This window comes from Profundibacterium mesophilum KAUST100406-0324 (assembly GCF_009835145.1).
GTDB lineage: Bacteria > Pseudomonadota > Alphaproteobacteria > Rhodobacterales > Rhodobacteraceae > Profundibacterium > Profundibacterium mesophilum.
Genome location: NZ_APKE01000036.1, coordinates 76,078 through 100,434 on the forward strand (window position 1 = coordinate 76,078; position 24,357 = coordinate 100,434).

Genomic DNA, 24,357 nt, shown 5'->3' on the forward strand with positions numbered 1-24,357 from the left:
CATGACCCCTCGTATCCGCGCATTCGCAGCCATCCTCCTCGCATCGCTCGCCGCGGCCGGAAGCGCCGGAGCGGAGCTTTTGCATGTTCTCGTCGAAGAACGCGCCATGGCCGAGTTCGGCGCGGAATTTCCCGCCAACGGCCAGGTCAAGGTGCATGTCCAGGGCGATCCGGGCGAGGCGCATCTGCTGTCGGCCTTCTGGATGGACAAGGCCACCGGTCAGTTCATCGCCAACGCGGTGAGCCCGCAGGGCGCGGTGACGCGCGTGACGGGACTGGCCACGGTCACGGTGCCGGTACCGGTGCCGCAACGGCGGATGATGCCGGACGAGATCATCACGGCACAGGACCTTGCCGTGATCGAGCTGCCGCTCAGCCGCGTCGGGGCCTATGCCGTCAGCGACGCGCAAGGCCTTGTCGGAATGCAGGTGCGCAGTCTTCTGGCCAAGGGCCGCCCCATCCTCAACCGCTCGGTCCGCCCGCCCCTGGTCATCGACCGGGGGGACAAGGTGTCGATCCGCTATCAGGACGGGCTTCTGGAGCTGAGCGCTCCGGGGCGCGCCCTGGGGGACGCGCATCGGGGGCAGGAAGTGAAGATCGTCAACCTGGTCAGCAATGCCTCCGTCATCGGCATCGCGACCGCCGAAGGAATAGTGGAGGTTTCGCAATGAACCCGGCCCTGACACGTCCCGCCGCGCTCGCCGCGCTGATCGGCCTCGCCGGCTGCACCCCGGGCGCGGTCCTCGACCGTGACCCCCGCTTCTCGGGGGTGGAGATGTCGCCCTCGAGCATGCCTGAGGTCGCCCGGGTGCAGGTTCCGATGCCGCCCCCTTCCGCGCCGCCGGTGCGTGCGCGCGCGCAATCGGCATCGCTCTGGGGCGGCGGCGGCGGCGACACCAGAAGCTTCTTCGCCGACCAGCGCGCCTCCGACGTTGGCGACATCCTGACCATCCGCATCGAGATCGACGATCAGGCCCGGCTCAACAACTCCACCCAGAGATCGCGGCAGGGTGGTGGCTCGCTCGGCTTCCCGACCTTCTTCGGCTATGGCAGCCAGATCGACAAGATCCTGCCGGGCGTTGGCCCGGACGACCTGCCCCAGGGGGATATCGTCGATATCTCCGCCTCGCAGCAATCCTCCGGTGACGGCCAGATCAAGCGGCAGGAAAGCATCAGCCTGCGCGTGGCCGCGCTCGTCGTGCAGAAGCTGCCGAACGGCAACCTCGTGGTCGCCGGCCGCCAGGAGGTCAAGGTCAACGAAGAATTGCGCGAATTGCGTGTGGCCGGGATCATCCGTCCCGAGGATATCGGACGCGAGAACAGCATCGATTACGACAAGATCGCCGAGGCGCGGATCTCCTATGGTGGACGCGGCGCGCTCTCCCGGCAACAGCGCCGCGGTTATGGCGAGGACGTTCTGGACGTAATATTGCCCTATTAAGATAAAACTCTCGGCGGATTGTGAGGCGATGAAGAGGCCCTGAACCAGAAGGGCCCACCGTCTCATGAAACTTTCGCTCATCCTCTTCGCTGCCGTGCCGCTCCTCAGCCTCGGCGGCGGCTACGGCGCGGGCCTGATGCTCGCACCGGACGCATCACAGGCCAAAGCCGCCGTGGATCCCGAGGCCGTGGACACGCCGCTGCCCGAGACCGAGACGCAGACCGCCGCCGAGGCGCATCTTGCCGAAGCAGCCGACATGCAGGCGCAGGGCACGTCGGACGAAGCGTCTCCCGATGCCGCGGGCGCCGCCGATACCGAAGCCGTGAAAGTCGCCGAAGCCGCGCCGCAGCCCAAGGTCGTCAAGCTTGGCCGGATGACGGTGCCTGTCTACAAGCCGCGCAGCATTACCTATGTCGTGGCGGATTTCGGAATTTCGGTTCCGGACGAGGAGAAGAAGGCCTTCTATGCCGTGCCCGAGAATGCCGCGCGGCTGCGTGACGCGATCCTCACCTCCCTGACCGAAGCGGCTTCGGGGACGATCATGCGCGGTGTCGCCATCGATACGGACGCGTTGTCGAGTGCGCTGCGCGACGATCTGTCGACGAATTTCGGGGGTATCGACGAAGTGCTTTTCCTCGCCTTCTACAAGAAGGACGTGCCGCGCAGCTGAGCCGCGCGGCTTGGGTTCAGCGCACCGAGAGAATATCGAGCGAGGAAATCTCGAGGCCATTCGACAGGCGCAGCACCGGCAGGCCGCCCTGCATCGCAAGCTCGCCCACCCTGCCCTCGACGAACGTGGTCGCCGGAACCGCGGCTTCGTCCGCGTCCTGAGCCGCGATCTCGATGCTGTATGTTCCATTCGCGAGAGGCAAACCGTCCGCCGCTCGTCCATCCCATTCGATGGCATGGTGCGCACCGCCGCTGCGCGGAATGTCGGTGATCTCCCGCAGGATCGCGCCGTCCGAGCTGCGAATGATCGCCCGCGCCTGGCTGGCCTCGTCCTCGAGCCTGTAGCTCAGCTCAGCCTTGCCGTCCTCCAGAACGAAATCGCCGCCCTTTGTGACCACGCGCCGGCCTAGGAGCGCCAGGTCCTCGCCCAGCCCCGCACCGCCGATCTTGTCGAGGATCTTCTCGAGATTGGCATTCGAGGTAATGGTCTGCTCGACCTGCGTGAGCTCGGTGAGTTGGGAGACGAAGGTGCTCGCATCCATCGGCTCGAGAGGATCCTGGTTGGCGATCTGCGCGGTGAGCAGTTGCAGGAAGTTGTCGTAATCCGAGCTGAGCGACTTCATCGCCTGCTGGCTCGCGGGTCCCGGTTGCGCCGCGGCCGGTGAGGCCACGCTGGGAGTGGTGAGGTCTGTGGCCATCATGTGTCTCCGGATCAGGTGATGATATCGATGCCGCCATCGGCGGCGGCTGCCCGGCGAAGTGCGGCCGGCGTGTCATGCGCCTCGCCGGCATCCTCGCCGCCCGCGCCGGCGATTGAGGGCGCGTCGCCGTCGGCGCCGGGCTCCCGCCCGCCACGGGATGTGTCACGCTCCTCGAAGGATTCGAAATCAAGCGCGGCCTCGTCGAAAGTGCCCTGATCGCCGAGCATGCCGAGGATATGATCGCGGTCCATGCGCATCGCGTTCAGAACAACGGGATTCTCGGCCCGGATCACGACCCGCATCCGTCCGGCATCGTCGGTCTGCAAATCCACCTCGATCTCCCCCAATCCGCGCGGGGCAAGTTCGATCCGGGTGCGCCCTTCGGCGAAACTCGTTCCCTTGATCTGGCTGGCGAGATTGCGCGCGAAGCCCGAAGGCTGCGGCAAGTCCCTCGGTGCGGCACGTGCCGCCTCCGAAGTATCGGCCTGGCCGCGCGAAGGCGCCCCCTGCACCGGGTCCGTGCTCCGTCCGGCCGCCGGGGCGGGCGCGGCCTCGGCAGATGCCTCGTCGATAAGCGCGGCGATGCTCTGGAGGGCGCCCTCGAGCCCCTGCGCATTGGTCTTGACCGGCCCTGTAGGTGCCGTTGGCATGCGGATGTCCCCGAGACGCCTTGGGTCGAAAGGCGCAGCGGGCGCGGCATCCATGCGTGCGGCGGCCAGTGCATCCGCCGGGGCTGCCTGAGCCCCCCCGGCGGTAGCCGCGGCCGCCATGCCCTGCCCCGTCCCGGGCTGCATGGCGGCCGCATCGCTCGCCGCCCGTGTCACCGGCCAACCGGCCGGCGGCGTGCGGACGAGCAGTGCCGCGGAACCCGTCTCGCTCGTGGCAGCGAGCGGCGCAGGTCTCTGCGGCGGACCGGCTCCCTCAGGAGCTGGCATTCCTGCCACGGCGCCGGCCTGAAGAGCAGTCGCGCCAAAATGATCCGATGGCAAGGTTCCCGATCCCGGCACGGGGCCCGGCATGGTCCCGGCGGCGGAAAGCAGCGCCCTCACTGCGCCGAAAAGCGCTGCTGGGTCGGCTCCCTCGGGCAGAGTCTCGCCGCCTCCCGCAATCGTGCCCGCGGCGGGATCAGGCGTCAGCGTGAGGGTTGCCGCGCGATCGCCTCCCCCGGACGCCGGCTCGGAAACCTGCGCGAGCATCATGCGAAGTCCGTTCAGCACTTCCGATCCCTCGCCGGCCGAAAACGAGCCCAGGAGCGCGCCGATCGCCTCGGCGGCTTCCGCGAGTGCCGCAGGAGAGGACGGTCCGGCGCGCAACGTCTCCTCGAGCATGCCGAGCTGCTCGGTCATTTCCGCCACGATCGATGGCGCCTGGCGGGGCGTCCGGGTTTCAGGAAGGTTGGATGCCGCATCACGCACAAGGGTGAGGCGTGACTGGAAACTGCCGCCCGGAACTGCCTGGTCCGCAGCCGCGCCCGTGGCGGGCATCCCGGTCCGGGCCGGATGGGCCGTCGACATGCCGGGCGATGTTGCGATGCCGTCCATCCTCGTGCCTTTCCTCACCGTCTCTCGCGGTTCGGGGGCGCCATGGAGCGTCCCCCGGTGCCGGCCGCGCGCCTCTTTCGGGCGCGTGCCGGTGTCAGCTGCTGCAGAGGCGGGCTTCGTGGTCGGCGAGCTCGGCCAGGACGCGTTCCTCGATCGTCGAGATCCAGGTCGCGGGATTGGCCGGCCGCACATCTGTTGCCAGAAGCTCGGCGGAGATTTGCGCCGGATCGGGTGCGGCAAAGCCGAGATCGACGGTTCGCGCAAGGCTGCGCAGCTGTGAGGGGTCGAGAAGCTCGCGCGCCGTCAGCCCGTGCTGGGGGCCTTTCCAGTAGCGTCCGAGCGGACCCGAGAGACCATCCTCGAATGCCTGCGGATCGAGCCCGAGGCGTCCGAGACGTTCGGAGCCGGAGCGCGTCACGCTCGAGCATGCCATGAGATAGAGAGCGGCCGCCTCGCGGCGGAGCGGGAAGATGCCCTGGGACAGGACGTGCACCAGAAGATCACCAAGAACGGTGCCGAGTTGGCGCGACAGGCCGCGGCCGTGCATCGCGGCGTGATCGAGGACCACGATGAGGCTGCCATAGGGAACCTCGATGCCAAGCTCCTCGGCGAGGACATCCCCGAGCGGAAGACCTGGCATCACTTCGGAATTGTCGGTGTAGAACCCTGCACGGGCAAGCGGACGGACCGACTCCAGCACGATGACCTTCAGCGGTGTGAACGCCTTCAGCATCTGGCGAACCCGCCGGGCGGACCGTCCGGTAGAAAGACTGACATCGTTGCGCCAGATCGACTCGAGTAGGTTGTTCTTCATGATATACTGCCCTCTGATCCCGGTAAGGTTCAGTTGATTGCCTGCGCTCAAGTATGTCCTCTCTTTTCGCCGGAGGACTATGTTTAGACGCTAGTTGAACCCCTCGGTTCGGGCAAGTTCTTCAAAGAGTTACAGGATGAAGTTCGTGGGCTGCGCGAAGCTGATCGGGTAAGGCCGGGAGGTGTTTCGCCCCGCGAAGCGCCAACGATTCAAGGGGAATCTTAACAGTTCCTTACGAATGCAGGCGATTTCCAACTGAGGCAAAAACGGTACATGCCTCAGGGTCAGGTTGCCCTATTTGCCCTGCTTTCGCCACATTCGGCCCCATTTACGGCTGAACCTGCCCGGATGCCTCGGTGATTTTTGGCGTCTCGGGGTAGCGCAGGAGAATCGAGATTCGGCGATTCTCCGCCGCCTCTGGATCTTCGGCGTTCAACGGGACCGTCGCCGCAAGCCCCGCGATCCGGCTGATGCGCGGCTGCGCGACGCCGGCCGCCACCATGATCCTGCGGGTCGCGTTCGCCCGGTCGGACGAAAGCTCCCAGTTGCCGTAGCCAGAACGGCGCAGGAATGGCACGGCATCCGTATGGCCGGAGATGTCGAGCGGCTGCGTCAACCCTTCCACCGCATGGGCGATGATCTCGATCAGGCCGCGTGTTCGATCACCGATCGCCGCGCTGCCCGATTCGAACATCGAGCGTCCGTCCCGATCGACGATCTGGATATCGAGCCCGTCCGGCGTGCGCTCCAGTCGCAGGTTGTCGGCAAGGTTGTCGTATTCCGGATGGGCCTCGATCTCCCGGATGATCTCCGCCTCGATCTGCGCGAGATCGGCCTCGCGCTGCTCGGCGTGACGCTGGCCCTCCGCCTGTCCCTCGGGATCGGTCTGAACCAGGGCGACCCCTTCGGCCGCGGCCTCGCCTTCGTCATATTCGATCACGATGCCCTGGGACTGCCCACGCAACCGGCTGTCGAAGACCGCGAGCGGGTTCTCCGCCCCGAAGCTCGGAAGCTGCACTTCGGATTGCGGGCCATCGGTTCCGCTCATCACCCCTTCATTGGCAAGGACGATCCCGTCGAGGAACCCCTCGCCGCGCCCGCCTGCATCCGACAGGCTCGGGGTGAAATAGTCGGCCAGACCGCGCAGCTTTTCCTCATCCGACGCCGCGAGGATCCACAGCAGCAGGAAGAACGCCATCATCGCGGTCATGAAGTCGGCATAGGCCACCTTCCACCCGCCACCGTGATGCCCCTCATGGGCCTCGTCCTCGACCCGCTTGATGATGATCGGTTGCTTGCTCATGACAAAGGCTCCCCGGCCACCGGCGCATAGTGCGCGGCGGGCCGATACTTGAGGTGTCTAGATCGCTGTCTCGGGGGCGGGCGCGCCGCTCAGGAGATATTCTCTTCCTGCGGCTGACCGGTTCCGCGGGGCGTTCCGGATCGCTCGTATTTTCCGAATCCCACCTGCTTGGCGTAATCCGCCTTGCGCTCGGAATAGCTCGGGGCGACCAGGGGCATGTCCTCGGCAAGGCCGAACCTCGCCCTGTATTCCGCCTCGCTCATGTTGTGCTCCGCGCCCAGATGCCGCTTGAGCATCTTGAAGCCCTTCCCGCAGCACAGGCAGAAAACCTTGTCCCGCGTCACGGCCTGCGCAACGGGCAGGGCCGGCTTGGCACCGGGCGCCGGCGCAGGCGCGGCCGCGCGCTGCGCATCCCGCGCGGGACGCTCGGTCTCGTCGGGCAGGCCGAGCCCGTGACGAAGCTTGACCACCAACGCAACAATATCGTCGGCAGTCACGTCGGGACGTGTGGCATATGCAGAGGCGATACGGGCAATGAAATCCCCGTCACTCTCGGTTTCCGTCATTCTACGACCTCGCTTGCAGGCAAAGCTCGCTGCCGAACCCGCCTGCCGATTATCCTCTGCCACCAGACGTATCCTTGGGGCAGAAGCACCTTACGGCATGTCGACTTCTTCGACGAATTCCTTGGACCATCCTTGCATATGCGACCAGCGAGCTCAACTATCCTTTGAACCAGCTGTTGCGCGTTGTCACCACATATGTGGGATCCTTGCCGCATCGCCACCATCTCCACGCACATGGTCATTCGCGCTCATCCGCGTGGGCGAAGGTTCCGATGAGCTCGAGGGCAACATCGGAGGCGGCGGCGACCTGCGCGGCCCGTGTCCCGGGAAGATCGGCGGTCGGTCCCGCCGCCTGGTAGGCGGTGACGACCGAACCCGAGATCAACCCGATGGCCAGGAGACCGCCCATGGCGAGACGCAGCGGGGTGGCGCCGCGCCGCGGCCGTCCGGCCGGCGGTATCTCGGCGCCCACCGGCATCACCGGCGTGACGGCGATCCCGCCGGCACCGATGTCCACCAGGGCATGATCGGCCATCTCGAGCCGCTCGATCACGTCACCCGGCAGGGCCGAGGCGGGAAGATCGACCAGGGCCGCCGCATCGCGGTCCCATGCCGAAAGCGCATCCGCAACGATCGTGAATGCCGGCCCTTCCTCGGGCACATCCACGGCCGCGCCGGCGATCCGGTGATGCTCGACGAATTCGTGCGCGTCCCCGATGGTCATGTGGAGACGCTCGCCCTGCAACTCGATCGCGGCGCGCAGCGTGACAGCCTGCGGCCGGGATGCGGCGGCTGGCTCGCCGGTTGGCGTGTCGGGAACTGCTGCCTGCGGCATGGCGCCCTCGGGCTCATCCACCAGCCCCTCGGCCGGGATCCGCGCGCCGGTCGTCATCAGGTCGGTATCGAGACCCTCTTCGACGGCGAAGCGGTAATTGATGAGATAATCCTCGGCGATCTCGGCCAGACGTGGGGCGCCTCGGATGATGCCCATCATGTCCTGCTCCTCCGAGAAGAGCATGCGCCGTGTCGGGTGGCCCTCGACCTCGGGCGTGACGCAGAAGGTCCCGAAAGCACGGCCGAGGACCTGCGCCACGCGCAACAGGATGGTGCCGCTCTCGGCCCGGTGAAAGACGACGAGCTCGCAGCGCCCGCTATCGTCGAGGCACAGCGCAAGATCGATCTCGCGGGGCCAGCCGACAAGAACATCGCCGAGATCTTCGGCATCGAGGAAATAGGCCAAACACTCTGAACTCTGCATCGTGTCTTTTCTTCCATAGTCATGGATAATTCAGAAGCTAAACTTGCTCAAACAAGGTTTGGTGTCAATTATATATGAGTTAAACGATTTGATTGATGCACCGCGCCCACATGCCGGCGCTCGAGCACGGGACAGAAGAATGACGTTGATCCTCGGTTTGGTAATGGTCTTCGGACTGGTCTTCGGTGGCTTCATGCTGTCGGGGGGAAAAATGGACATCGTGCTCCATGCGCTTCCCTTCGAGGGAATGATGATCGGCGGCGCGGCACTCGGCGCCTTCGTCATCGCCAACTCCATGTCGGTGGTGAAGAGTTCGGTCGGCGGGATCATGAAGGTGGTGAAGGGCCCCAAGTGGAAGGCGGCCGATTACACGGACCTTCTGAACCTTATGTACGAGATGGCGCGCATCTATAAACAGAAGGGCATCCTCGCGCTCGATGAGCATATCGAGAACCCCAAGGAGAGCAGCATTTTCCAGCGCTATCCGAAGATCCTCAAGGATCACTTCGCGACCGAGCTGATCACCGACAGCTTCCGCATGCTCTCGATGCAGTTCGACGACAAGTACCAGACGGAGGACGTGATCAACCGCAAGATCAAGAAGCACCATCACGAATCGCTCGCCTCGGCCGGCGCGATCCAGACGATGGCCGACGGCCTTCCGGCGATCGGGATCGTGGCGGCCGTCCTCGGGGTCATCAAGACGATGTCCTCGATCGACCAGCCGCCCGAAGTGCTCGGCAAGATGATCGGCGGCGCCCTGGTCGGCACCTTCCTGGGCGTGTTCCTCGCCTATTGCATGGTGCAGCCCATCTCGGGCCGCCTCAAGCAGATCGAGGACGAGGACGGGACCTTCTACATGATCATCCGGGACATTTTCGTGGCGATGGTCGCCAACCACCCGCCCAATATCTGCGTCGAGATCGGGCGCGGCAACATCCCCACCACGAAGCAGCCCGACTTCTACCAGGTCGAAGCGGCGCAAAAGGAACTGCCCGCCGCATGATCGCGCGGCATTTCATCGCCGGCGCCGGGGCGCTGATCCTTGCCGCCGGCATGGCCGGGGCCGCCGGCGACGCAGACCCGAAGGCAAAGGACGGCAAGGGCAAGGCGGATGCGGCTGGGGACGGATCGCCGGCTCTGGGACCGGGCGCCGTCATCGTCACCATTCCCAAGGCACGCAATCCCCTGCCCCCGGGAATCATCGACGCCATGCGCCTGCGCCTTCTGGAGCGCGCAGGCATCGCGCCGCCGCCCGATGAAGGCGCGGAAGCCGCAGACGGCGCCGCGCAAAATGATGCAGAGCCTGCGGGCGGCGCGGGTGAGGAGGCGCATTGACCAGTTCACCCAAACGGATCGCGGCGCTTGCCCTGCTCGAACGGGTGCGCAGGCACGAAATGGAGGATGACAGCCGCGCGCTCGCCACCTTGCGCGGCGAGATCGCCGAGCTGACGGATCGCGGCCGCGCGCTGGAGGGCGAGTTGCACCGCGAAGCGCATGCCGCGGGCATCGAATCGGCCGCCTACCTGGGAGATTACATCCGCGCGGTCCGCGCCACGCTCGCAGGGTACGAGGCCCGCATCTCGCAGATCACGCCAGAGGCGGACCGCCTGGAGACGGCGGTGATGGAGCGGTTCAGGGAGATCAAGACCTTCCAGTCCGTTCGTCTCGCGGGTCTCGCCGCCAATGCCGCCGCCCGCGACAAGCTCGAGGCGGATGCGCAATCCGAGATGGTCCTGCTGAGGTGGAAACGCGGCTGAGGCCGGTGGGATCCGGGGCGGCGCACCGCCCCGGATCCGTCAGGTCACTTCCAGGACTGGATCAGCTCGTCATAGCCGATCGTCTCGGGCTCGGGCTCCTCGTTGTCGAGCTTCGCCTTCGGCGCGCCAGGCTGCTCGAGCCAGTAGGACGCCTCGCGCTCCTCGTTCATCACCGGGCCAAGCTCCCCCTGGATACCGGCGCGCTCGAGTCGTTCGAGAACCTTCTCCTGCTCGGCGCAGAGGTTGTCGAGAGCCTCCTGCGCGCTCTTGGCACCCGAGGACGCATCCCCGATATTCTGCCACCACAGCTGCGCCAGCTTGGGGTAGTCGGGGATATTGGTGCCGGTGGGCGACCACTGGACACGCGCCGGCGAGCGGTAGAACTCGACAAGACCGCCGAGCTTCTCGGCCCGGTCGGTGAAGCTGTCATGCTGGATCGTGGATTCGCGGATGAAGGTCAGGCCGGTATGGCTCTTTTCGACGTCCACGGTCTTGGAGGTGACGAACTGCGCGTAGAGCCATGCGGCCTTGGCGCGATCGGCGGGCGTGCTCTCCATGAGCGTCCAGGACCCGGCATCCTGGTAGCCGACCTTCATTCCCTCTTCCCAATAGGCGCCATGCGGGCTCGGAGCCATGCGCCACTTGGGCGTGCCATCCTCGTTGAGAACGGCATCGGCACCCTCGCCCACCATGTCCGCGGTAAAGGCCGTGTACCAGAACATCTGCTGCGCGACATTGCCCTGCGCGGGAACGGGTCCTGCCTCGCCGAAGGTCATGCCGGCGGCGGCGGGGGGCGAATACTCGTTCAGCCACTTGGTGTATTTCTCGATCGCGTAGACCGCGGCCGGGGAGTTGGTCGCGCCGCCGCGTGCCACGCAGGAGCCGACCGGCTGGCTGTTCTCGTTGACGCGCACGCCCCATTCGTCGACCGGCAGGCCGTTCGGCTCGCCCTTGTCGCCCATGCCGGCCATCGACATCCATGCATCGGTGAAGCGCCAGCCGAGGCTGGGGTCCTTCTTGCCGTAATCCATGTTGCCATAGACCGTCTGGCCGTCGATTTCGCGGCCGGTGAAGAACTCGGCAATGTCCTCATAGGCCGACCAGTTGACCGGAACGCCCAGATCGTAGCCGTATTTCTCCTTGAACTCGGCCTGGATCTCCTCGTCGTTGAACCAGTCGTAGCGGAACCAGTAGAGGTTCGCGAATTGCTGATCGGGGAGCTGGTAGAGCTTGTCGTCGGGGCCGGTGGTGAATTCGAGCCCGATGAAATCTTCCAGGTCGAGCGTCGGCGAGGTCACGTCCGCACCCTCGTTCGCCATCCAGTCGGTCAGGTTGCGCGCCTGCTTGTAGCGCCAATGCGTCCCGATCAGGTCGCTGTCGTTGACATAGGCGTCGTAGATGTTCTCGCCGGACTGCATCTGCGTCTGCAGCTTCTCGACGACATCGCCCTCGCCGATCAGATCATGCGTGATGTTGATGCCGGTGATCGCGGTGAAGGCGGGGGCAAGGACGTTGGCCTCGTATTCATGCGTGGTGATGGTCTCCGACACGACGCGGATATCCATGCCCTTGAACGGCTCGGCGGCATCGATGAAGAACTGCATCTCGGCTTCCTGCTCTTCGCGTGTGAGCGTCGAGCGTTCGATCTCGGAATCGAGGAATTGCTGTGCCTCTTCCATGCCCGCGAATGCCGGCGCGGCCACCAGCCCGAGCGCGAGCGCGCAGGCCGTGGTCGATCTGAGTTTCAGGTCCATGATGTCCTCCCATTGATGAACCAGGGTTGGGCGGCGGGCATTTTCACCCGTCCGCCCGGTCGATGCTATACCCAGCGGAAGACCGCCGCGGCATAGATAAGGCAGGCCAGCAGCGCCCAGGGCTGCGGGCCGATCTCGAAACCCAGCCAGGCTAGGTTGATGAATGCACTGCCCAGAAGGGTGATGAACAGCCGGTCGCCGCGCGTCGTCTCGATCCTCAGGATGCCGGTGCGCGGCGTCTCGGGATAACGGATCGCCAGCACGGTGAAGATCACCAGCAGCGCGGCGATGACGGCGAAGAAGATCGCGGTCGGTGTGGTCCATGCCATCCAGCTCATTACTGCAAACTCCTCCAAGCTTGGATTTGCTGGTCTTGGCAATAGGCGACCATACGGTAATCGTTGCCCCATTTTTCGCGACATGTTGCCAAAATCGTTCCGGAGATCTGATCCGGAACGTCGTCGACTGGAGTATCAAGGCTGTTGGAAGCAGATACCTGTTGCTCGATGCAATATTCGACCATCCTGTAATCCTTTACCCACTTGCTGTCGCAGCCAATTATAATGGTCCGCAAAGTTTCGGAGCTTTCAGCCTGAAGGCGAAACTGATCTACCACACCTGCCGCACTGCGTTGCTGATCGCGGCAGTATGTAGCCATTTGAAAATCATTCCCCCATTTCTCGTCACATTGAGAGACTATAGCTTTGTCGTCGAAAGCGTATCCCGTTGAGGCTACGAGCATGAACAGGGTGACTAGCAAGGGTTTCATCACACCCTCCCCAGGGCGAAGCCCTTGGCGATGTAGTTGCGGACGAAGTAGATCACCAAGGCCCCCGGCACGATGGTCAGCACGCCGGCGGCGGCCAGCACGCCCCAGTCGAGCCCCGAGGCCGACACCGTGCGGGTCATCGTGGCGGCGATGGGCTTGGCATCGATACTGGTCAGCGTGCGCGACAGAAGCAGCTCGACCCAGGAGAACATGAAGCAGAAGAAGGCGGCGACCCCGATGCCGCTCGCGATCAGCGGAGTGAAGATGCGGATGAAGAAGCGCCCGAACGAGTAGCCGTCGATATAGGCCGTCTCGTCGATCTCGCGGGGCACGCCGCGCATGAACCCCTCGAGGATCCAGACCGCGAGCGGCACGTTGAAGAGCGTATGGGCCAGCGCCACGGCGATATGCGTGTCGAAGAGATTGACGCTGGAATAAAGCTGGAAGAACGGCAGGGCGAAGACCGCCGGCGGTGCCATCCGGTTGGTGAGCAGCCAGAAGAACAGGTGCTTGTCGCCCAGGAAATTGTAGCGCGAGAAGGCATAGGCCGCGGGAAGCGCGACGAGAAGCGAGATCACCGTGTTCATCGTTACGTAGATGATCGAGTTGACGTAGCCCATGTACCATGACGGGTCCGTCAGGATCTTCGCGTAATTGGCGAAGGTCAGATCGCGCGGCCAGAGCGAGAAGGTGCCCAGGATCTCGGCATTCGTCTTCAGGCTCATGTTGATGAGCCAGTAGATCGGCAGCATCAGGAAGAGCAGGTAGAGACCCATCACGATCGCCGATCCCGAGGGACGCAAACGGCGGCGCGTCCGGGCCTCGGTGCGGGTGGGTGCAAGGTTCTCCGGGATCGATGCGGCGCCCGGTGCTGCTTTGCTCTCGCTCATCACCTGCCGTCCCTTTTGTCGAGATTGGTCATTACCGTGTAGAAAACCCAGGAGATCAGCAGGATGACAAGGAAATACATCAGACTGAACGCGGCGGCGGGACCGAGGTCGAACTGTCCGAGTGCCATTTTCACAAGGTCGATCGAGAGGAAGGTGGTGGCATTGCCCGGACCGCCGCCGGTGACCACGAAAGGCTCGGTGTAGATCATGAAACTGTCCATGAAGCGCAGCAGGATGGCAATCATCAACACGCCCATCATCTTGGGCAGCTCGATGTAGCGGAACACCTTCCAGCGGCTCGCCTGGTCGATCTTTGCCGCCTGGTAATAGGCGTCGGGAATGGATTGCAGGCCGGCATAGGCCAGAAGCGCGACGAGCGAGGTCCAGTGCCACACATCCATCACGATGACGGTGGTCCAGGCGGCGATGAAATCCTGCGTGTAGTTGTAGGAGATGCCCAGCTTGTCGAGCGTGTAGCCCAGAAGACCGATATCCACCCGGCCGAAGATTTGCCAGATCGTGCCCACCACGTTCCACGGGATCAGCAGCGGCAGGGACATGACGACCAGACAGAACGAGGCCCAGAAACCCTTTTTCGGCATGTTGAGCGCGACGAAGACACCAAGCGGCACCTCGATGGCGAGGATGATCGCCGAGAAGGCCAGTTGCCGCCCGAGCGCGTTCCACATGCGCTCGCTCTCGAGCATCTCGCGGAACCACTCGAGGCCCGCCCAGAAGAACTCGTTGTTCCCGAACGTGTCCTGCACCGAGTAGTTCACCACCGTCATCAGCGGGATCACCGCCGAGAAGGCAACCAGGATAAGGACCGGCAGAACGAGGAACCATGCCCGCTGATTGGTCGTCTTGTTCATCACACGCGCTCCTGCTGCGGCGCCACGCGCCAGTCGTCGGCATAGACGTTCACGCCTGCGGGATCGAACTGGATGCCCGTCTCGCCGCTTGCGATTTCAGCATCCTCGGGAACGATCGCGTCGATCCGGCCCGCTTCGCTGTCGAGCCTGACGATCTTGTGACGCCCCACATCCTCGACGCGCAGCACCCGTCCCGGCAGCCCATCGCTGCCCGACAGGCGAACGAATTCGGGGCGCACGCCGATCTGCGTGCGGCCCGCCGGCGCGCCGTAGCCCGCCCCGAGCGGCACCGTGGTGCCGGCGATCCGGGCCGCCGCGCCGTCGATTTTCGCATCCATCAGGTTCATTCCCGGCGAGCCGATGAAATAGCCCACGAAGGTATGCGCCGGGCGTTCGAAAAGCTCCTGCGGCGTGCCGATCTGCACCACGCGTCCGTCATGCATGACCACGACCTTGTCGGCGAAGGTCAGCGCTTCCGTCTGGTCATGGGTCACGTAGATCATCGTATGGCCGAACTCGTGATGCAGGCTCTTGAGCTGCGTGCGCAGCTCCCATTTCATGTGCGGATCGATCACGGTCAGCGGCTCGTCGAACAGAAGCGCGTTCACGTCCTCGCGCACCATGCCGCGCCCGAGGCTGATCTTCTGCTTGGCATCGGCGGTCAGCCCGCGCGCCTTGTGATCGAGCTCGGCCTCCATGCCGATCATCGTGGCGATCTGGTTGACGCGCTCGGCCACGTAGTTGGGATCGGCCCCGCGGTTGCGCAGCGGGAAGGCGAGATTGTCGCGCACGCTCATCGTGTCGTAGACGACGGGAAACTGGAACACCTGCGCGATGTTGCGCTCGGCGGTCGAGGTCGCGGTCACGTCCCGCCCGTCGAAGAGGATCCGTCCCTGGCTGGGATGCACGAGGCCGGAGATGATGTTGAGCAGGGTCGACTTGCCGCAACCGGATGCCCCCAGCAAGGCGTAGGCCTCGCCGTCGACCCAGTCGTGGTTGAGTTCCTTGAGTGCATAATCGTCCTCCCCCGCCGGATTGGCGAGGTAGGAATGGGCGAGGTTGTCCAACGTGATCTTCGCCATGTCAGGCAGCCTTCGCGTAAGGGGCCGGGGCGGTCAGCGATCCGTCGGGGCCGAAAACGTAGATATGCGCCGGATCGAGATAGACCTTCAGGTCCTGCCCATGCGCCAGGTGGCGGATGCCATGCACGAGACCGACCCAGCGTGCGCCCTCGTAATCGAGGTGGACGAAGGTTTCCGAACCGGTGATCTCGGTGACCGACAGGCGGGCATGGAATTCCATCGCATCGGGCCCCCGGGGCTCGAGCGAGAGATGGTTCGGCCTGAACCCGGCGGTGTAGCGTCCATCCTGCAGATCGGCGAAGGCCCCTGTCGCCGGAACGCGGCGTCCCCTTGGCAGGAGCAGGGCGCCCTGCTCGCGGGTCAGTTCGAGGAAGTTCATCGGCGGGTCTGAGAAGACGCGCGCGGTGGTCGCATCGACCGGCCGGCGATAGACGCTCGGCGTCGGGCCGAACTGCGTCACCCGACCTTCCCACAAGGTGGCCGTGTTGCCTCCGAGCAAGAGCGCCTCTTCCGGCTCGGTGGTGGCATAGACGAAGATGCTGCCCGATTCCTCGAAGATGCGCGGGATCTCGGCGCGCAGCTCCTCGCGCAGCTTGTAGTCGAGATTGGCGAGCGGCTCGTCCAGAAGCACCAGCCCCGCTTCCTTCACGAGCGCGCGCGCGAGGGCGCAGCGCTGCTGCTGGCCGCCGGAAAGCTCCAGCGGACGGCGATCGAGCAACGGCGTCAGCTTCATCATCTCGGCCGTGCGCCCGACCTTCTCGGCGATCTCGGCCTTCGGGCGTCCCTGCAGCTTGAGGGGCGAGGCGATGTTGTCGAAGACGCTCATCGAGGGATAATTGATGAATTGCTGGTAGACCATGGCGACGCGGCGATCCTGCACCCGCATTCCCGTCACGTCATGCCCCTCCCAAAGAATGCGGCCCGTATCCGGCAGATCGAGCCCGGCCATCAGCCGCATCAGCGTCGTCTTGCCGGCGGAGGTGGGACCGAGGAGCACGTTCATCGTGCCCTTCTCGAGTTCCATCCGCGTGGGATGGATATAGACCTGCGCGCCGACGCGCTTGGTGACGTCTTCCAGAACGAGACTCATTGCCCTGCTCTCCCAATCGCGCGGTTGCCGCTCGCGGCCCCCGCGCCTGTCCATGCATCCGGCCAGCCGGCCCGTTCCATCGTCGCCTCGCGCCCCGCCCGCTCCCTCGTTGCGACATGGCGCGGCACGGCACCGCGCAAGAGGGCGGCCCGCGATCCTCCACAACAGGGGTAATCCCGCCAAAGGCGATCGATCAAGGCCTTGCTTCGCGTCACCCCGCGATGGGGGCCCAGAACGCCGGGGCGGCGGATCACCGCCGGGCTGCGCAGAGGGCCGTGCAAGACACATGCCGCCGCGCCCCGATCCACACGCTCCGTCATCGCGATCGCCCCCGGCCCGAAACTCGCGGCAATCGACCATAACATATTCGTTATGGCAACATTTATCTTCCTTTCCTTTCGTTTAACGCGGCATCGCTCTTGCCTTGCGATCCCTCCTGCCGTTCTATGCCTGCGAGACGGGCATTCGACGGGGGCCGGATGAGCCTGGGTTTTCGACAATCCGACATTCTCGAGATCGCCCGGCGCGAGGGCAAGGTCACCGTGGACGGGCTCGCCGAGCAGTTCGGGGTCACGGTCCAGACGATCCGCCGCGACCTGAGCGAACTTGCCGATGCGGGGCATATTTCGCGGGTGCATGGCGGTGCCATCCTGAGCTCCGGCACGACCAACCTGGGATACGAGGATCGGCGCGCGCTGCACGAGGCGGCCAAGGAAGCGATCGCGGCGCGCTGCGCGGAGCAGATCCCCGACGGCGCCGCGCTGTTCCTGAGCATCGGCACCAGCACGGAGGCGGTGGCACGCGCGCTCTCCGGACATCGCGGATTGCTGGTCGTGACCAACAACATGAACGTGGCGCATATCCTCGCCGGCCATGCCCGGGCCGAGGTGATCGTCACGGGCGGCACGCTGCGTCCGCATGATGGCGGGCTGACGGGCGGGCTGACGAATGCCGCGATCCGGCAGTTCAGGTTCGACATCGCGGTGATCGGATGCTCGGCGCTCGATCCCGGGGGGGATCTTCTGGATTTCGATCATCAGGAGGTCGAGGCCGGCCAGACGATCCTCGCCCATGCGCGGCGCAGCTTCCTTGTGGCCGACCATTCCAAATTCTCGCGCGCCGCGCCCGTGCGCATCGCCTCGCTTCGTGACATCGACCGCTTCTTCACCGATCTGCCGCCTCCCGCCCCGCTGCCGCGGCTCTGCGCGCAATGGCGCACGGAGATCGTCACCGCGGGATCGGAGGAGGCCCCGGCGGGGCCCGCTTCCTGACCTGCCTCGCGCGCAGGACTTCCGCCCCGGCGCTTTACTCTCCCCCCGCCGCGCTGGCATCACATCGCATGGGGGAGGATGACATGCTCGATCTGGTGCTGTTGACGGCCGGCGGCTTCGTGGCCGGTATTCTGAACGCGGTCGCGGGGGGCGGGACATTCATCACCTTCCCGATCCTCGTCTTCGTCGGGCTCGACCCGATCGTGGCGAATGCCACGGCGACGGTTTCCGCCCTGCCGGGCTATGCCGGGGGAGCCTGGGGATTTCGCCGCGACATCGGCGCCGAAGGCGCGCTCGGCGTCCGCGGCATCGTGCTCTTGTCGCTTGTCGGCGCGGCGGCCGGGGCGGCCCTCCTGCTGCTGACGCCCTCACGGGTCTTCGACGGGATCGTGCCGTGGCTGCTGCTGCTGGCTACCGCGCTCTTCGCCCTGGGTCCGCGCATCCTCGCCGCCTTGCGCCAGCGCGGGATCGGCGGGGCCGGCATCGTGACCAGCGCCGCGGTGATCCTCGCGGTCACGACCTATGGCGGCTACTTCAATGGCGGGCTCGGCATCCTTCTTCTCGCGGCGTTCGGCCTCATCGGTTTCACGGACCTGAACCGGATGAACGGGCTGAAACTGGTCCTGTCGTCATCCATGTCGATCATCTCGGCGGTGATCTTCGCGGTTGCCGGGCTGATCGCCTGGCCGGAGGGGCTGTTGATGGCGGCGGCGGCGGCCGGCGGCGGCTGGAGCGGCGCCAAGCTCTCGCGGCGTATCCGGACCGATTGGCTGCGGGCCGGGATCACACTTGTCGGCCTCGTGCTCGCCGCTCTTTTCTTCGCCACGTGACGGGGCCGGCGGCGCGCCTCAGGGGGCAGGCTCTGGACAGGTTCCGGCCGCGGCGCTAGCACGAAGGCGCAGGGTTCTTCGGCAAGCCAAGGAGCAGTTCCATGACAGATCGCGACACCGCACGCCGCGTGGAAGCCCTTCTTGCCGCGCGGGACGGCGGGGCGGCCGCGCCACATGCGCTTTTCGCCGGCATTTCCGCCGAAGAGGCCTATGCCGTGCAGCGCGGCGTGATGGCCGAGCTGGGCGAGACCGGCGCCTTCAAGATCGCCCGCAAGCCGGGCCAGCCGGTGATCATGGCACCGATCCCGCGGGCCGATATCCACGCCGCGCCGGCGTCACTGCCCGCCTCGGGACTGCGCCGGATCGGGATCGAACTCGAGATCGCCTTCGAGCTTATCTCCCCCCTGCCTCCATGCGACGCCCCCGATTTCGAGACACGCGCCGCCCGCTGCGTCGCCATGCTGCCGGTGATCGAGATCGTCGACAGCCGTCTAGACGACCCCGAGGCGGCGGAGCCCGCAGGCAGGCTCGCAGACAACCAGATGGCGGGGGCTCTCGTGACCGGGCCGCGATGCGCCGGGTGGAATGACGGCGCACAGTCCCGGCGCGCCAGGCTCGAGATCGGGGGGCGCGCGGTTTTCTCGGGACCGGCCGTGCCCCCGGGCGGCGACGCCTTCGCGACCTTCTGCACGCTGGCGCGGATGATCGGAAGCCATTGCGGCGGGTTGCGGCCGGGCTCCATCGTGATCACCGGCTCTCTCAACGGGCTGCCCTGGGCCGCGCCCGGCGACACGGCCGAGGGGTGGATCGAGGGGCTGGGATCGGCGGCGCTGCGCATCGCGACGTGACGCCGCCGCGTCACTCGGCGGCGCCGGCCAGCGTCTCGAGCTTGGCGAGGATATGCGCCTTCATCAAGGCGCCCGCATCGGCGGCATCCCGGCGCGAAAGCGCGGCGCTGATCGCCTCATGCTCCGCGACCGCGCGCGACCAGCGCTCGGGCGTGAGGTTGGCACGGTACCGCGCACGCTCCGCCCGCCAAGCCAGGAGCGCGTGCGAGCGGATCAGGACCGGGTTGCGGCTGGCCTCCAGGATGCGGTTGTGGATGCGCTTGTTGATCTCGAAGTAGCGTGGACGATCCTCGGCCTCGAAGGCTTGGCGCAGCAAGGCGGTCTGATCCGCGACGGCGCCGAGCTCCGCGCCCGTCGCAGCGATCGCCGCCGTCTCCCCCGCCAGCCCTTCGAGCACGGCCAGAACCGGGAAGATCTCGCGCAGGTCGGCTGTCGTCTGGACCGAGATCACGGTGCCGCGGTTCGGAACGAGCTCGAGCAGCCCCTCGGCGGCGAGCACCTTGAGCGCCTCGCGCAGCGGGGTACGGGAGACGCCGAATTGCTCGGTCAGTTGCTTTTCGCTGATCTTGGCCCCCGGCGCGAGCGTCTCCTCCAGGATCATCCGGCGCAGCCTGTCGGTAAGCTCCACCGCGAGCGCCGGCCGCCCCATGCTCATGCGCGGGCCCCCGCCTCGTCGAGCAGCTCGGCGATATGGACCGCCTGCCGCCCCGTTCCTTCGGAGATCTGGTGCCTGCAGGAGGTCCCGTTGGCGACGACGACCGTGTCGGGATCGAGTGCCCGCACGGACGGCAGCAGATCGAGCTCGCCCATCGCCCGGGAGATGCCGGCCGTCTCGGCGCGGTAGCCGAAGGCCCCCGCCATGCCGCAGCATCCCGATGCGATGACCGGAGCGTCGGTTCCGGCGGCCCGCGCCGCGACGGCGGTGAGCGGGGACATGGCGCCGGCGGCCTTCTGGTGGCAATGCCCATGGATCCGGATCTCGCGCGCCCCGGCATCGGACCGGGACCCCAGGCCGAGATCGGAGCCGCATTCGGCATCGAGGAACTCCTCCAGAAGCATCGCGGCCCCGGCAAGCTCGGCCGATTGCGCGCCGGGCACGAGGGTGAGGAACTCGTCCCGCAAGGTCAGAAGGCACGATGGTTCAAGCCCCACGATCGCGCGTCCGGCGCGCAGATGCGGCAGCAAGGCCTCGATCGTGCGCCGCGCCTCTTCGCGGGCCTCGTCGAGCATCCCGGCCGCGAGATAGGTGCGCCCGCAGCACAAGGGACGCCCCACCTGTCCGGGCGCATGGACATGGACCCCCGCGCGGCGCAGGACGCGCAGGGCCGCGCGGGGTATCCGCGGCTCGATCCAGCGGGTGAAGGTATCGGCAAAGAGCACGGCCTCGCGGCCTCGGCCCGGTGCCCCGGTTCCGATCTCGGCATCGTCGAAGGGATCGGCCGCGAAGACCGGCAGGCTGCGGTCCCGAGCAAATCCAAGCAAGCGCGCGCCCAGTTGTGCCGCGAGGGGCGATTTGTTGCGCAGGGCGACGAGCCCGCGCGCCGCGCGCAGCATCGGGGCGCGGCGTGGCATCTGGGCGATCAACCGCTCGCGCAGGGGCACCCCGAGCCTGAGGTTTCGCTGGTGCAGGACCTCGGCCTTCATCCGCGCCATGTCCACCCCGGTGGGGCATTCACGCTTGCACGCCTTGCAGCTCACGCAGAGTTTCAGCGTCTCCTCCATCTCGCGCGACAGCAAAGCGTCCTCGCCAAGCTGCCCGGTCAGGGCGAGGCGCAGCGTGTTCGCACGGCCGCGCGTCACGTCCCGCTCGTTGCGCGTGACACGGAAGCTGGGGCACATCACGCCCCCCACGAGCTTGCGGCAGGCGCCGTTGTTGTTGCACATCTCGACCGCGCCCTGCAGCCCGCGCCCTGCCCCGCTCCAGGCCGACCAGTCATGGACCGGAGCGATCGGCGCCATTTCGTAATCGGGCGGGTAGCGCATCAGGCTGCGGTCATCCATGCGGGGCGGATGCACGATGCGGCCAGGGTTGAGGCGAGCCTCAGGGTCGAAGGCGGCCTTCACCTCCTCGAAGGCGCGCACGATTCGCGTCCCGAACATCGCCTCGTGGAACTCGGAGCGCACGATCCCGTCGCCATGCTCGCCCGAATGGCTTCCCTCGTAGTCCCTGACGAGAGCGAAGGCCTGCTCGGCGATGGAGCGCATCTTCGCCACGTCGCGCCCGCTGTGCAGATCGAGCACCGGGCGCACGTGCAGGCACCCCTCCGAGGCATGGGCATACCATGTCCCGCTCGTTCCATGCGCCTCGAAGATCGCGGTGAGCTTGTCGGTGTAATCGGCCAGATGCGGCAACGGCACCGCGCAATCCTCGACGAAGGAGACGGGTTTGCCCGCCCCCTTCATCGACATCATGATGTTCAGTCCCGCCTTGCGCAGCTCGCCGATCTCGCCGGCCAGCCTCGGATCGCGGATCAGCACGGTGCCATCCGGCGCGCCCAGACCCGCCATCGTGTCGCGCAGCTCCGCGGCCTTGCGCGCGTTCGTGCCGGGATCGTCGGCAAACTCGACAAGGAGCAGCGCCTTGGGCGATCCGCGCAGGAATTGCTCAAGGGTGCGTGCGTAGAGGGGGATCGAGGCGGCGAGCGCGATCATGGTCGCATCGACCAGCTCCACCGATGTCGGGCCGAGCGCCACGAGGTGCTCCGCGGCCTCCATGGCGGCACGAAAACTTGCGAAATGGCACACGCCGAGGATCTTTTCCTTCGGCGGCAACGGTGCCAGTTTCAGCTCGATCGCGCTCGACACGCCGAGCGTGCCCTCCGACCCCACGAGGAGATCGGCGAGACCGCCATCCGCGCCGGGCAAGAGCGCATCGAGATTGTAACCGCCGACGCGCCGCTGCACCTTCGGAAAGCGCGCCGCGATCTCTTCCGCCTCGCGGCGGCCAATGACGCGCATCCGCTTGGCCAGCGCGGCGTGACCGCCGGGGCCGCCCCCTTTCCCGAGCGCCAGGTCGAACCGGCGCCCATCGGCGAACATCCCCTCGATCCGCGCGACATTGCCGCGCGTCGTGCCGTAGCGAAGGCTGCGCGAGCCGCAGGAATTGTTGCCCACCATGCCGCCGATCGTGGCGCGCGATGCGGTCGATATGTCGACCGGGAACCACAGGCCATGCGGCTTGAGCAGGCGGTTGAGCTCGTCGAGCACGATGCCAGGCTCCACCACGGCCCGCCGCGCCGCCACGTCCAGCGACAGAAGCCGGTTCATGTGGCGCGCGCAATCCACGATCAGTCCCGAGTTCACGGTCTGCCCGCATTGCGAGGTGCCACCCCCGCGCATCGTCACCGGAAGCCCTGCCTCCGCGGCCGCATCAAGCGCGAGCGCCAGGTCGTCCACCGATCGCGGCAGAACGACGCCGGCGGGCATCACTTGGTAGATGGAGGCATCCGTGGCGTAGCGACCCCGATCGAACGCGCCCCATAGCGCGCTCCCTTCGAGTTCCCGCTCGAGCCTGTGCCGAACCGCCTGTGTCAGCATCGGGCGCCTCCTCTCGATATTCTCGATAATCTTCTTGACTGAATAATGAATTCAGAATTCAATTCCAACAGATTTCGTCACCGGCCGATCCGTTCCCGATCATGGCCGGACAGCGTGAAAGGTCGCGTCATGCCCTCAGGACGTCACTTCCTGCAAATTCCAGGCCCCTCCAACGTGCCCGACCGGATCCTGCGCGCCATGGACCGCGCCGTCACCGACCATCGCGGACCAAACTTCGCCGAGATCGGCGGGAAGGCCCTCGAGGGCATGAGGGAGATCTTCGGTACCCGCGAGCGGGTGGTGATCTATCCCGCCTCGGGCACCGGCGCATGGGAAGCGGCGCTGGCGAACACGATGTCGCCGGGGGACCGTGTCCTGATGTACGAGACGGGGCATTTCGCAGCCCTGTGGGCCAGGCTCGCGGGGAAACTCGGCCTCGATGCGCAGGTGATCAAGGGCGATTGGCGCAGCGGCGCGGATGCCGCGGCGATCGGAGCCGCGCTGAGCGAGGATCGCTCGGGCCGGATCAAGGCGGTCTGCGTCGTGCACAACGAGACGTCGACCGGGGCGGTGAGCGATATCGCGGCGGTGCGCGCGGCCATGGATGCCGCGGGCCATCCCGCGCTTTTGATGGTCGACACGATTTCTTCGCTCGCCTCCGTGCCCTACGCGCATGACGAATGGGGCGTCGATGTCAGCATCTCCGGCTCGCAGAAAGGCCTGATGCTGCCTCCGGGCCTGTCGTTCAATGCGATCAGCAAGAAGGCCGAAGCCGCGGCGGGATCGGCGGCGCTGCCCCGCTCCTACTGGGATTGGGAGGAGATGAAAGGCCCGAACGAGACGGGATACTTCCCCTACACCCCCGCCACGAACCTGCTCTACGCGCTGAACGAAGCGATCGACATGCTGCGCGAGGAGGGGCTCGAAGCGGTGTTCGCACGCCATCGCCGCCATGCCGCCGCCACCCGCGCCGCGGTCGAGGCCTGGGGGCTGGAGGTTCTGTGCGCGGTGCCGGCGGATCGCTCGCCCGTGCTCACGGCGGTGATGATGCCGCAAGGGCAGTCGGCCGATGATTTCCGGGCGGTGACCCTCAAGCATTACGACATGTCGCTCGGCAATGGCCTGTCCAAGGTCGCCGACAGGGTCTTTCGGATCGGACACCTGGGCGATTTCAACGACCTGATGCTCTGCGGCACGCTTGCCGGGGTCGAGATGGGATTGCGCGATGCGGGGGTGAGGCATCGCCCCGGCGGGCTTGCAGCCGCGATGGACATGCTCGCGCCAGCGCGCCGGCAGGCGGCCGAAGGGCGGCCCGAGGAGCACACGGAGGTGCAGGCGGCGCAGTAGGCACGCACCATCCCG

25 protein-coding genes are annotated in these 24,357 nt (G+C 66.2%); 10 read left to right on the top strand and 15 right to left on the bottom strand.

The genetic code is table 11. The annotated features are described in order from the left end of the window. Nucleotide 1 precedes the first annotated feature (1 nt). The 3 genes from flgA (at nucleotide 2) to PMES_RS14980 (ending at nucleotide 2,110) form a co-directional block, all read left to right on the top strand. On the top strand, nucleotides 2–670 hold the full coding sequence (flgA, locus tag PMES_RS14970) for a flagellar basal body P-ring formation chaperone FlgA (protein WP_159966536.1): 669 nt from the start codon (nucleotides 2–4) through the stop codon (nucleotides 668–670). Beyond that, the gene (gene flgH, locus PMES_RS14975) at nucleotides 667–1,440 is read left to right on the top strand and encodes a flagellar basal body L-ring protein FlgH (RefSeq protein ID WP_159966537.1); all 774 of its coding nucleotides are present in this window, start codon (nucleotides 667–669) and stop codon (nucleotides 1,438–1,440) included. Before flgA ends, flgH begins: the two co-directional genes overlap by 4 nt. 64 nt (nucleotides 1,441–1,504) lie before the next feature. Then, complete coding sequence (locus PMES_RS14980) at nucleotides 1,505–2,110, top strand: flagellar basal body-associated FliL family protein (RefSeq protein ID WP_159966538.1); 606 nt, start codon at nucleotides 1,505–1,507, stop codon at nucleotides 2,108–2,110. Nucleotides 2,111–2,126: 16 nt separating this feature from the next. Here the strand turns inward: PMES_RS14980 and PMES_RS14985 are convergent, their stop codons facing one another. The 6 genes from PMES_RS14985 to PMES_RS15010 form a co-directional block, all read right to left on the bottom strand. Further along, the gene (locus tag PMES_RS14985) at nucleotides 2,127–2,807 is read right to left on the bottom strand and encodes a flagellar hook assembly protein FlgD (protein ID WP_159966539.1); all 681 of its coding nucleotides are present in this window, start codon (nucleotides 2,805–2,807) and stop codon (nucleotides 2,127–2,129) included. A gap of 14 nt (nucleotides 2,808–2,821) precedes the next feature. Beyond that, the gene (locus PMES_RS14990) at nucleotides 2,822–4,351 is read right to left on the bottom strand and encodes a flagellar hook-length control protein FliK (protein WP_159966540.1); all 1,530 of its coding nucleotides are present in this window, start codon (nucleotides 4,349–4,351) and stop codon (nucleotides 2,822–2,824) included. 94 nt (nucleotides 4,352–4,445) lie between these two features. Then, a complete protein-coding gene (locus PMES_RS14995; RefSeq protein WP_159966541.1) occupies nucleotides 4,446–5,165 on the bottom strand; it encodes a hypothetical protein in 720 nt (239 codons plus the stop codon). A 328-nt stretch (nucleotides 5,166–5,493) separates the two neighbouring features. After that, nucleotides 5,494–6,468 carry a flagellar motor protein MotB gene (locus PMES_RS15000; RefSeq protein ID WP_159966542.1) on the bottom strand — a complete coding sequence of 325 codons (975 nt, stop codon included), beginning with the start codon at nucleotides 6,466–6,468 and terminating at the stop codon, nucleotides 5,494–5,496. Nucleotides 6,469–6,557: 89 nt separating this feature from the next. After that, nucleotides 6,558–7,034 carry a Ros/MucR family transcriptional regulator gene (locus PMES_RS15005; protein WP_159966543.1) on the bottom strand — a complete coding sequence of 159 codons (477 nt, stop codon included), beginning with the start codon at nucleotides 7,032–7,034 and terminating at the stop codon, nucleotides 6,558–6,560. Nucleotides 7,035–7,272: 238 nt separating this feature from the next. After that, the gene (locus PMES_RS15010; RefSeq protein WP_159966544.1) at nucleotides 7,273–8,292 is read right to left on the bottom strand and encodes a hypothetical protein; all 1,020 of its coding nucleotides are present in this window, start codon (nucleotides 8,290–8,292) and stop codon (nucleotides 7,273–7,275) included. A gap of 139 nt (nucleotides 8,293–8,431) precedes the next feature. Between PMES_RS15010 and motA the strand changes: the two genes are divergently transcribed. Genes motA through PMES_RS15025 form a run of 3 tightly spaced genes read left to right on the top strand, consistent with a single transcriptional unit; the run spans nucleotide 8,432 to nucleotide 10,052 of the window. Beyond that, nucleotides 8,432–9,298: a flagellar motor stator protein MotA gene (gene motA, locus PMES_RS15015; RefSeq protein ID WP_159966545.1), complete on the top strand. Its 867-nt coding sequence runs from the start codon at nucleotides 8,432–8,434 to the stop codon at nucleotides 9,296–9,298. Next, nucleotides 9,295–9,630, top strand: a complete 336-nt coding sequence (locus PMES_RS15020; RefSeq protein ID WP_159966546.1) for a hypothetical protein — start codon at nucleotides 9,295–9,297, stop codon at nucleotides 9,628–9,630. The genes motA and PMES_RS15020 overlap by 4 nt, the downstream gene beginning before the upstream one ends. Beyond that, nucleotides 9,627–10,052 (top strand): hypothetical protein, encoded by a 426-nt coding sequence (locus PMES_RS15025; protein WP_159966547.1) that lies wholly within the window; start codon nucleotides 9,627–9,629, stop codon nucleotides 10,050–10,052. Before PMES_RS15020 ends, PMES_RS15025 begins: the two co-directional genes overlap by 4 nt. A 44-nt stretch (nucleotides 10,053–10,096) precedes the next feature. Here PMES_RS15025 and PMES_RS15030 read toward each other — a convergent pair whose 3' ends face one another. The 7 genes from PMES_RS15030 to PMES_RS15060 all read right to left on the bottom strand — a co-directional run bounded on the left by PMES_RS15030 (nucleotide 10,097) and on the right by PMES_RS15060 (nucleotide 16,509). Continuing rightward, nucleotides 10,097–11,806, bottom strand: coding sequence for an ABC transporter substrate-binding protein (locus PMES_RS15030; RefSeq protein WP_159966548.1), 1,710 nt, complete (start codon nucleotides 11,804–11,806; stop codon nucleotides 10,097–10,099). A gap of 65 nt (nucleotides 11,807–11,871) precedes the next feature. Beyond that, the gene (locus PMES_RS15035; RefSeq protein WP_159966549.1) at nucleotides 11,872–12,144 is read right to left on the bottom strand and encodes a DUF2160 domain-containing protein; all 273 of its coding nucleotides are present in this window, start codon (nucleotides 12,142–12,144) and stop codon (nucleotides 11,872–11,874) included. Next, nucleotides 12,144–12,575 (bottom strand): hypothetical protein, encoded by a 432-nt coding sequence (locus tag PMES_RS15040; protein ID WP_159966550.1) that lies wholly within the window; start codon nucleotides 12,573–12,575, stop codon nucleotides 12,144–12,146. The genes PMES_RS15035 and PMES_RS15040 overlap by 1 nt, the downstream gene beginning before the upstream one ends. Further along, nucleotides 12,575–13,465 (bottom strand): carbohydrate ABC transporter permease, encoded by an 891-nt coding sequence (locus PMES_RS15045; protein WP_201289016.1) that lies wholly within the window; start codon nucleotides 13,463–13,465, stop codon nucleotides 12,575–12,577. Before PMES_RS15045 ends, PMES_RS15040 begins: the two co-directional genes overlap by 1 nt. Next, on the bottom strand, nucleotides 13,465–14,337 hold the full coding sequence (locus PMES_RS15050; RefSeq protein ID WP_159966551.1) for a carbohydrate ABC transporter permease: 873 nt from the start codon (nucleotides 14,335–14,337) through the stop codon (nucleotides 13,465–13,467). The genes PMES_RS15045 and PMES_RS15050 overlap by 1 nt, the downstream gene beginning before the upstream one ends. Then, nucleotides 14,337–15,419, bottom strand: a complete 1,083-nt coding sequence (locus PMES_RS15055) for an ABC transporter ATP-binding protein (RefSeq protein WP_159966552.1) — start codon at nucleotides 15,417–15,419, stop codon at nucleotides 14,337–14,339. The genes PMES_RS15050 and PMES_RS15055 overlap by 1 nt, the downstream gene beginning before the upstream one ends. 1 nt (nucleotide 15,420) lies before the next feature. Next, the gene (locus PMES_RS15060) at nucleotides 15,421–16,509 is read right to left on the bottom strand and encodes an ABC transporter ATP-binding protein (RefSeq protein WP_159966553.1); all 1,089 of its coding nucleotides are present in this window, start codon (nucleotides 16,507–16,509) and stop codon (nucleotides 15,421–15,423) included. 479 nt (nucleotides 16,510–16,988) lie between these two features. Between PMES_RS15060 and PMES_RS15065 the strand changes: the two genes are divergently transcribed. The 3 genes from PMES_RS15065 to PMES_RS15075 all read left to right on the top strand — a co-directional run bounded on the left by PMES_RS15065 (nucleotide 16,989) and on the right by PMES_RS15075 (nucleotide 19,458). Then, nucleotides 16,989–17,780 carry a DeoR/GlpR family DNA-binding transcription regulator gene (locus tag PMES_RS15065; RefSeq protein WP_159966554.1) on the top strand — a complete coding sequence of 264 codons (792 nt, stop codon included), beginning with the start codon at nucleotides 16,989–16,991 and terminating at the stop codon, nucleotides 17,778–17,780. A gap of 83 nt (nucleotides 17,781–17,863) precedes the next feature. Further along, complete coding sequence (locus tag PMES_RS15070) at nucleotides 17,864–18,610, top strand: sulfite exporter TauE/SafE family protein (protein WP_159966555.1); 747 nt, start codon at nucleotides 17,864–17,866, stop codon at nucleotides 18,608–18,610. Nucleotides 18,611–18,711: 101 nt separating this feature from the next. Continuing rightward, a complete protein-coding gene (locus PMES_RS15075; RefSeq protein ID WP_159966556.1) occupies nucleotides 18,712–19,458 on the top strand; it encodes a fumarylacetoacetate hydrolase family protein in 747 nt (248 codons plus the stop codon). Nucleotides 19,459–19,468: 10 nt separating this feature from the next. On the opposite strand, the gene PMES_RS15080 is transcribed toward PMES_RS15075, so the two are convergent. After that, nucleotides 19,469–20,113: a GntR family transcriptional regulator gene (locus PMES_RS15080; protein ID WP_159966557.1), complete on the bottom strand. Its 645-nt coding sequence runs from the start codon at nucleotides 20,111–20,113 to the stop codon at nucleotides 19,469–19,471. Further along, a complete protein-coding gene (locus PMES_RS15085; protein WP_159966558.1) occupies nucleotides 20,110–22,995 on the bottom strand; it encodes an FAD-binding and (Fe-S)-binding domain-containing protein in 2,886 nt (961 codons plus the stop codon). Before PMES_RS15085 ends, PMES_RS15080 begins: the two co-directional genes overlap by 4 nt. Nucleotides 22,996–23,124: 129 nt before the next feature. On the opposite strand from PMES_RS15085, the gene PMES_RS15090 reads away from it, so the two are divergent. Further along, nucleotides 23,125–24,342 (top strand): pyridoxal-phosphate-dependent aminotransferase family protein, encoded by a 1,218-nt coding sequence (locus PMES_RS15090; protein WP_159966559.1) that lies wholly within the window; start codon nucleotides 23,125–23,127, stop codon nucleotides 24,340–24,342. The last annotated feature ends 15 nt before the right edge of the window (nucleotides 24,343–24,357 follow it).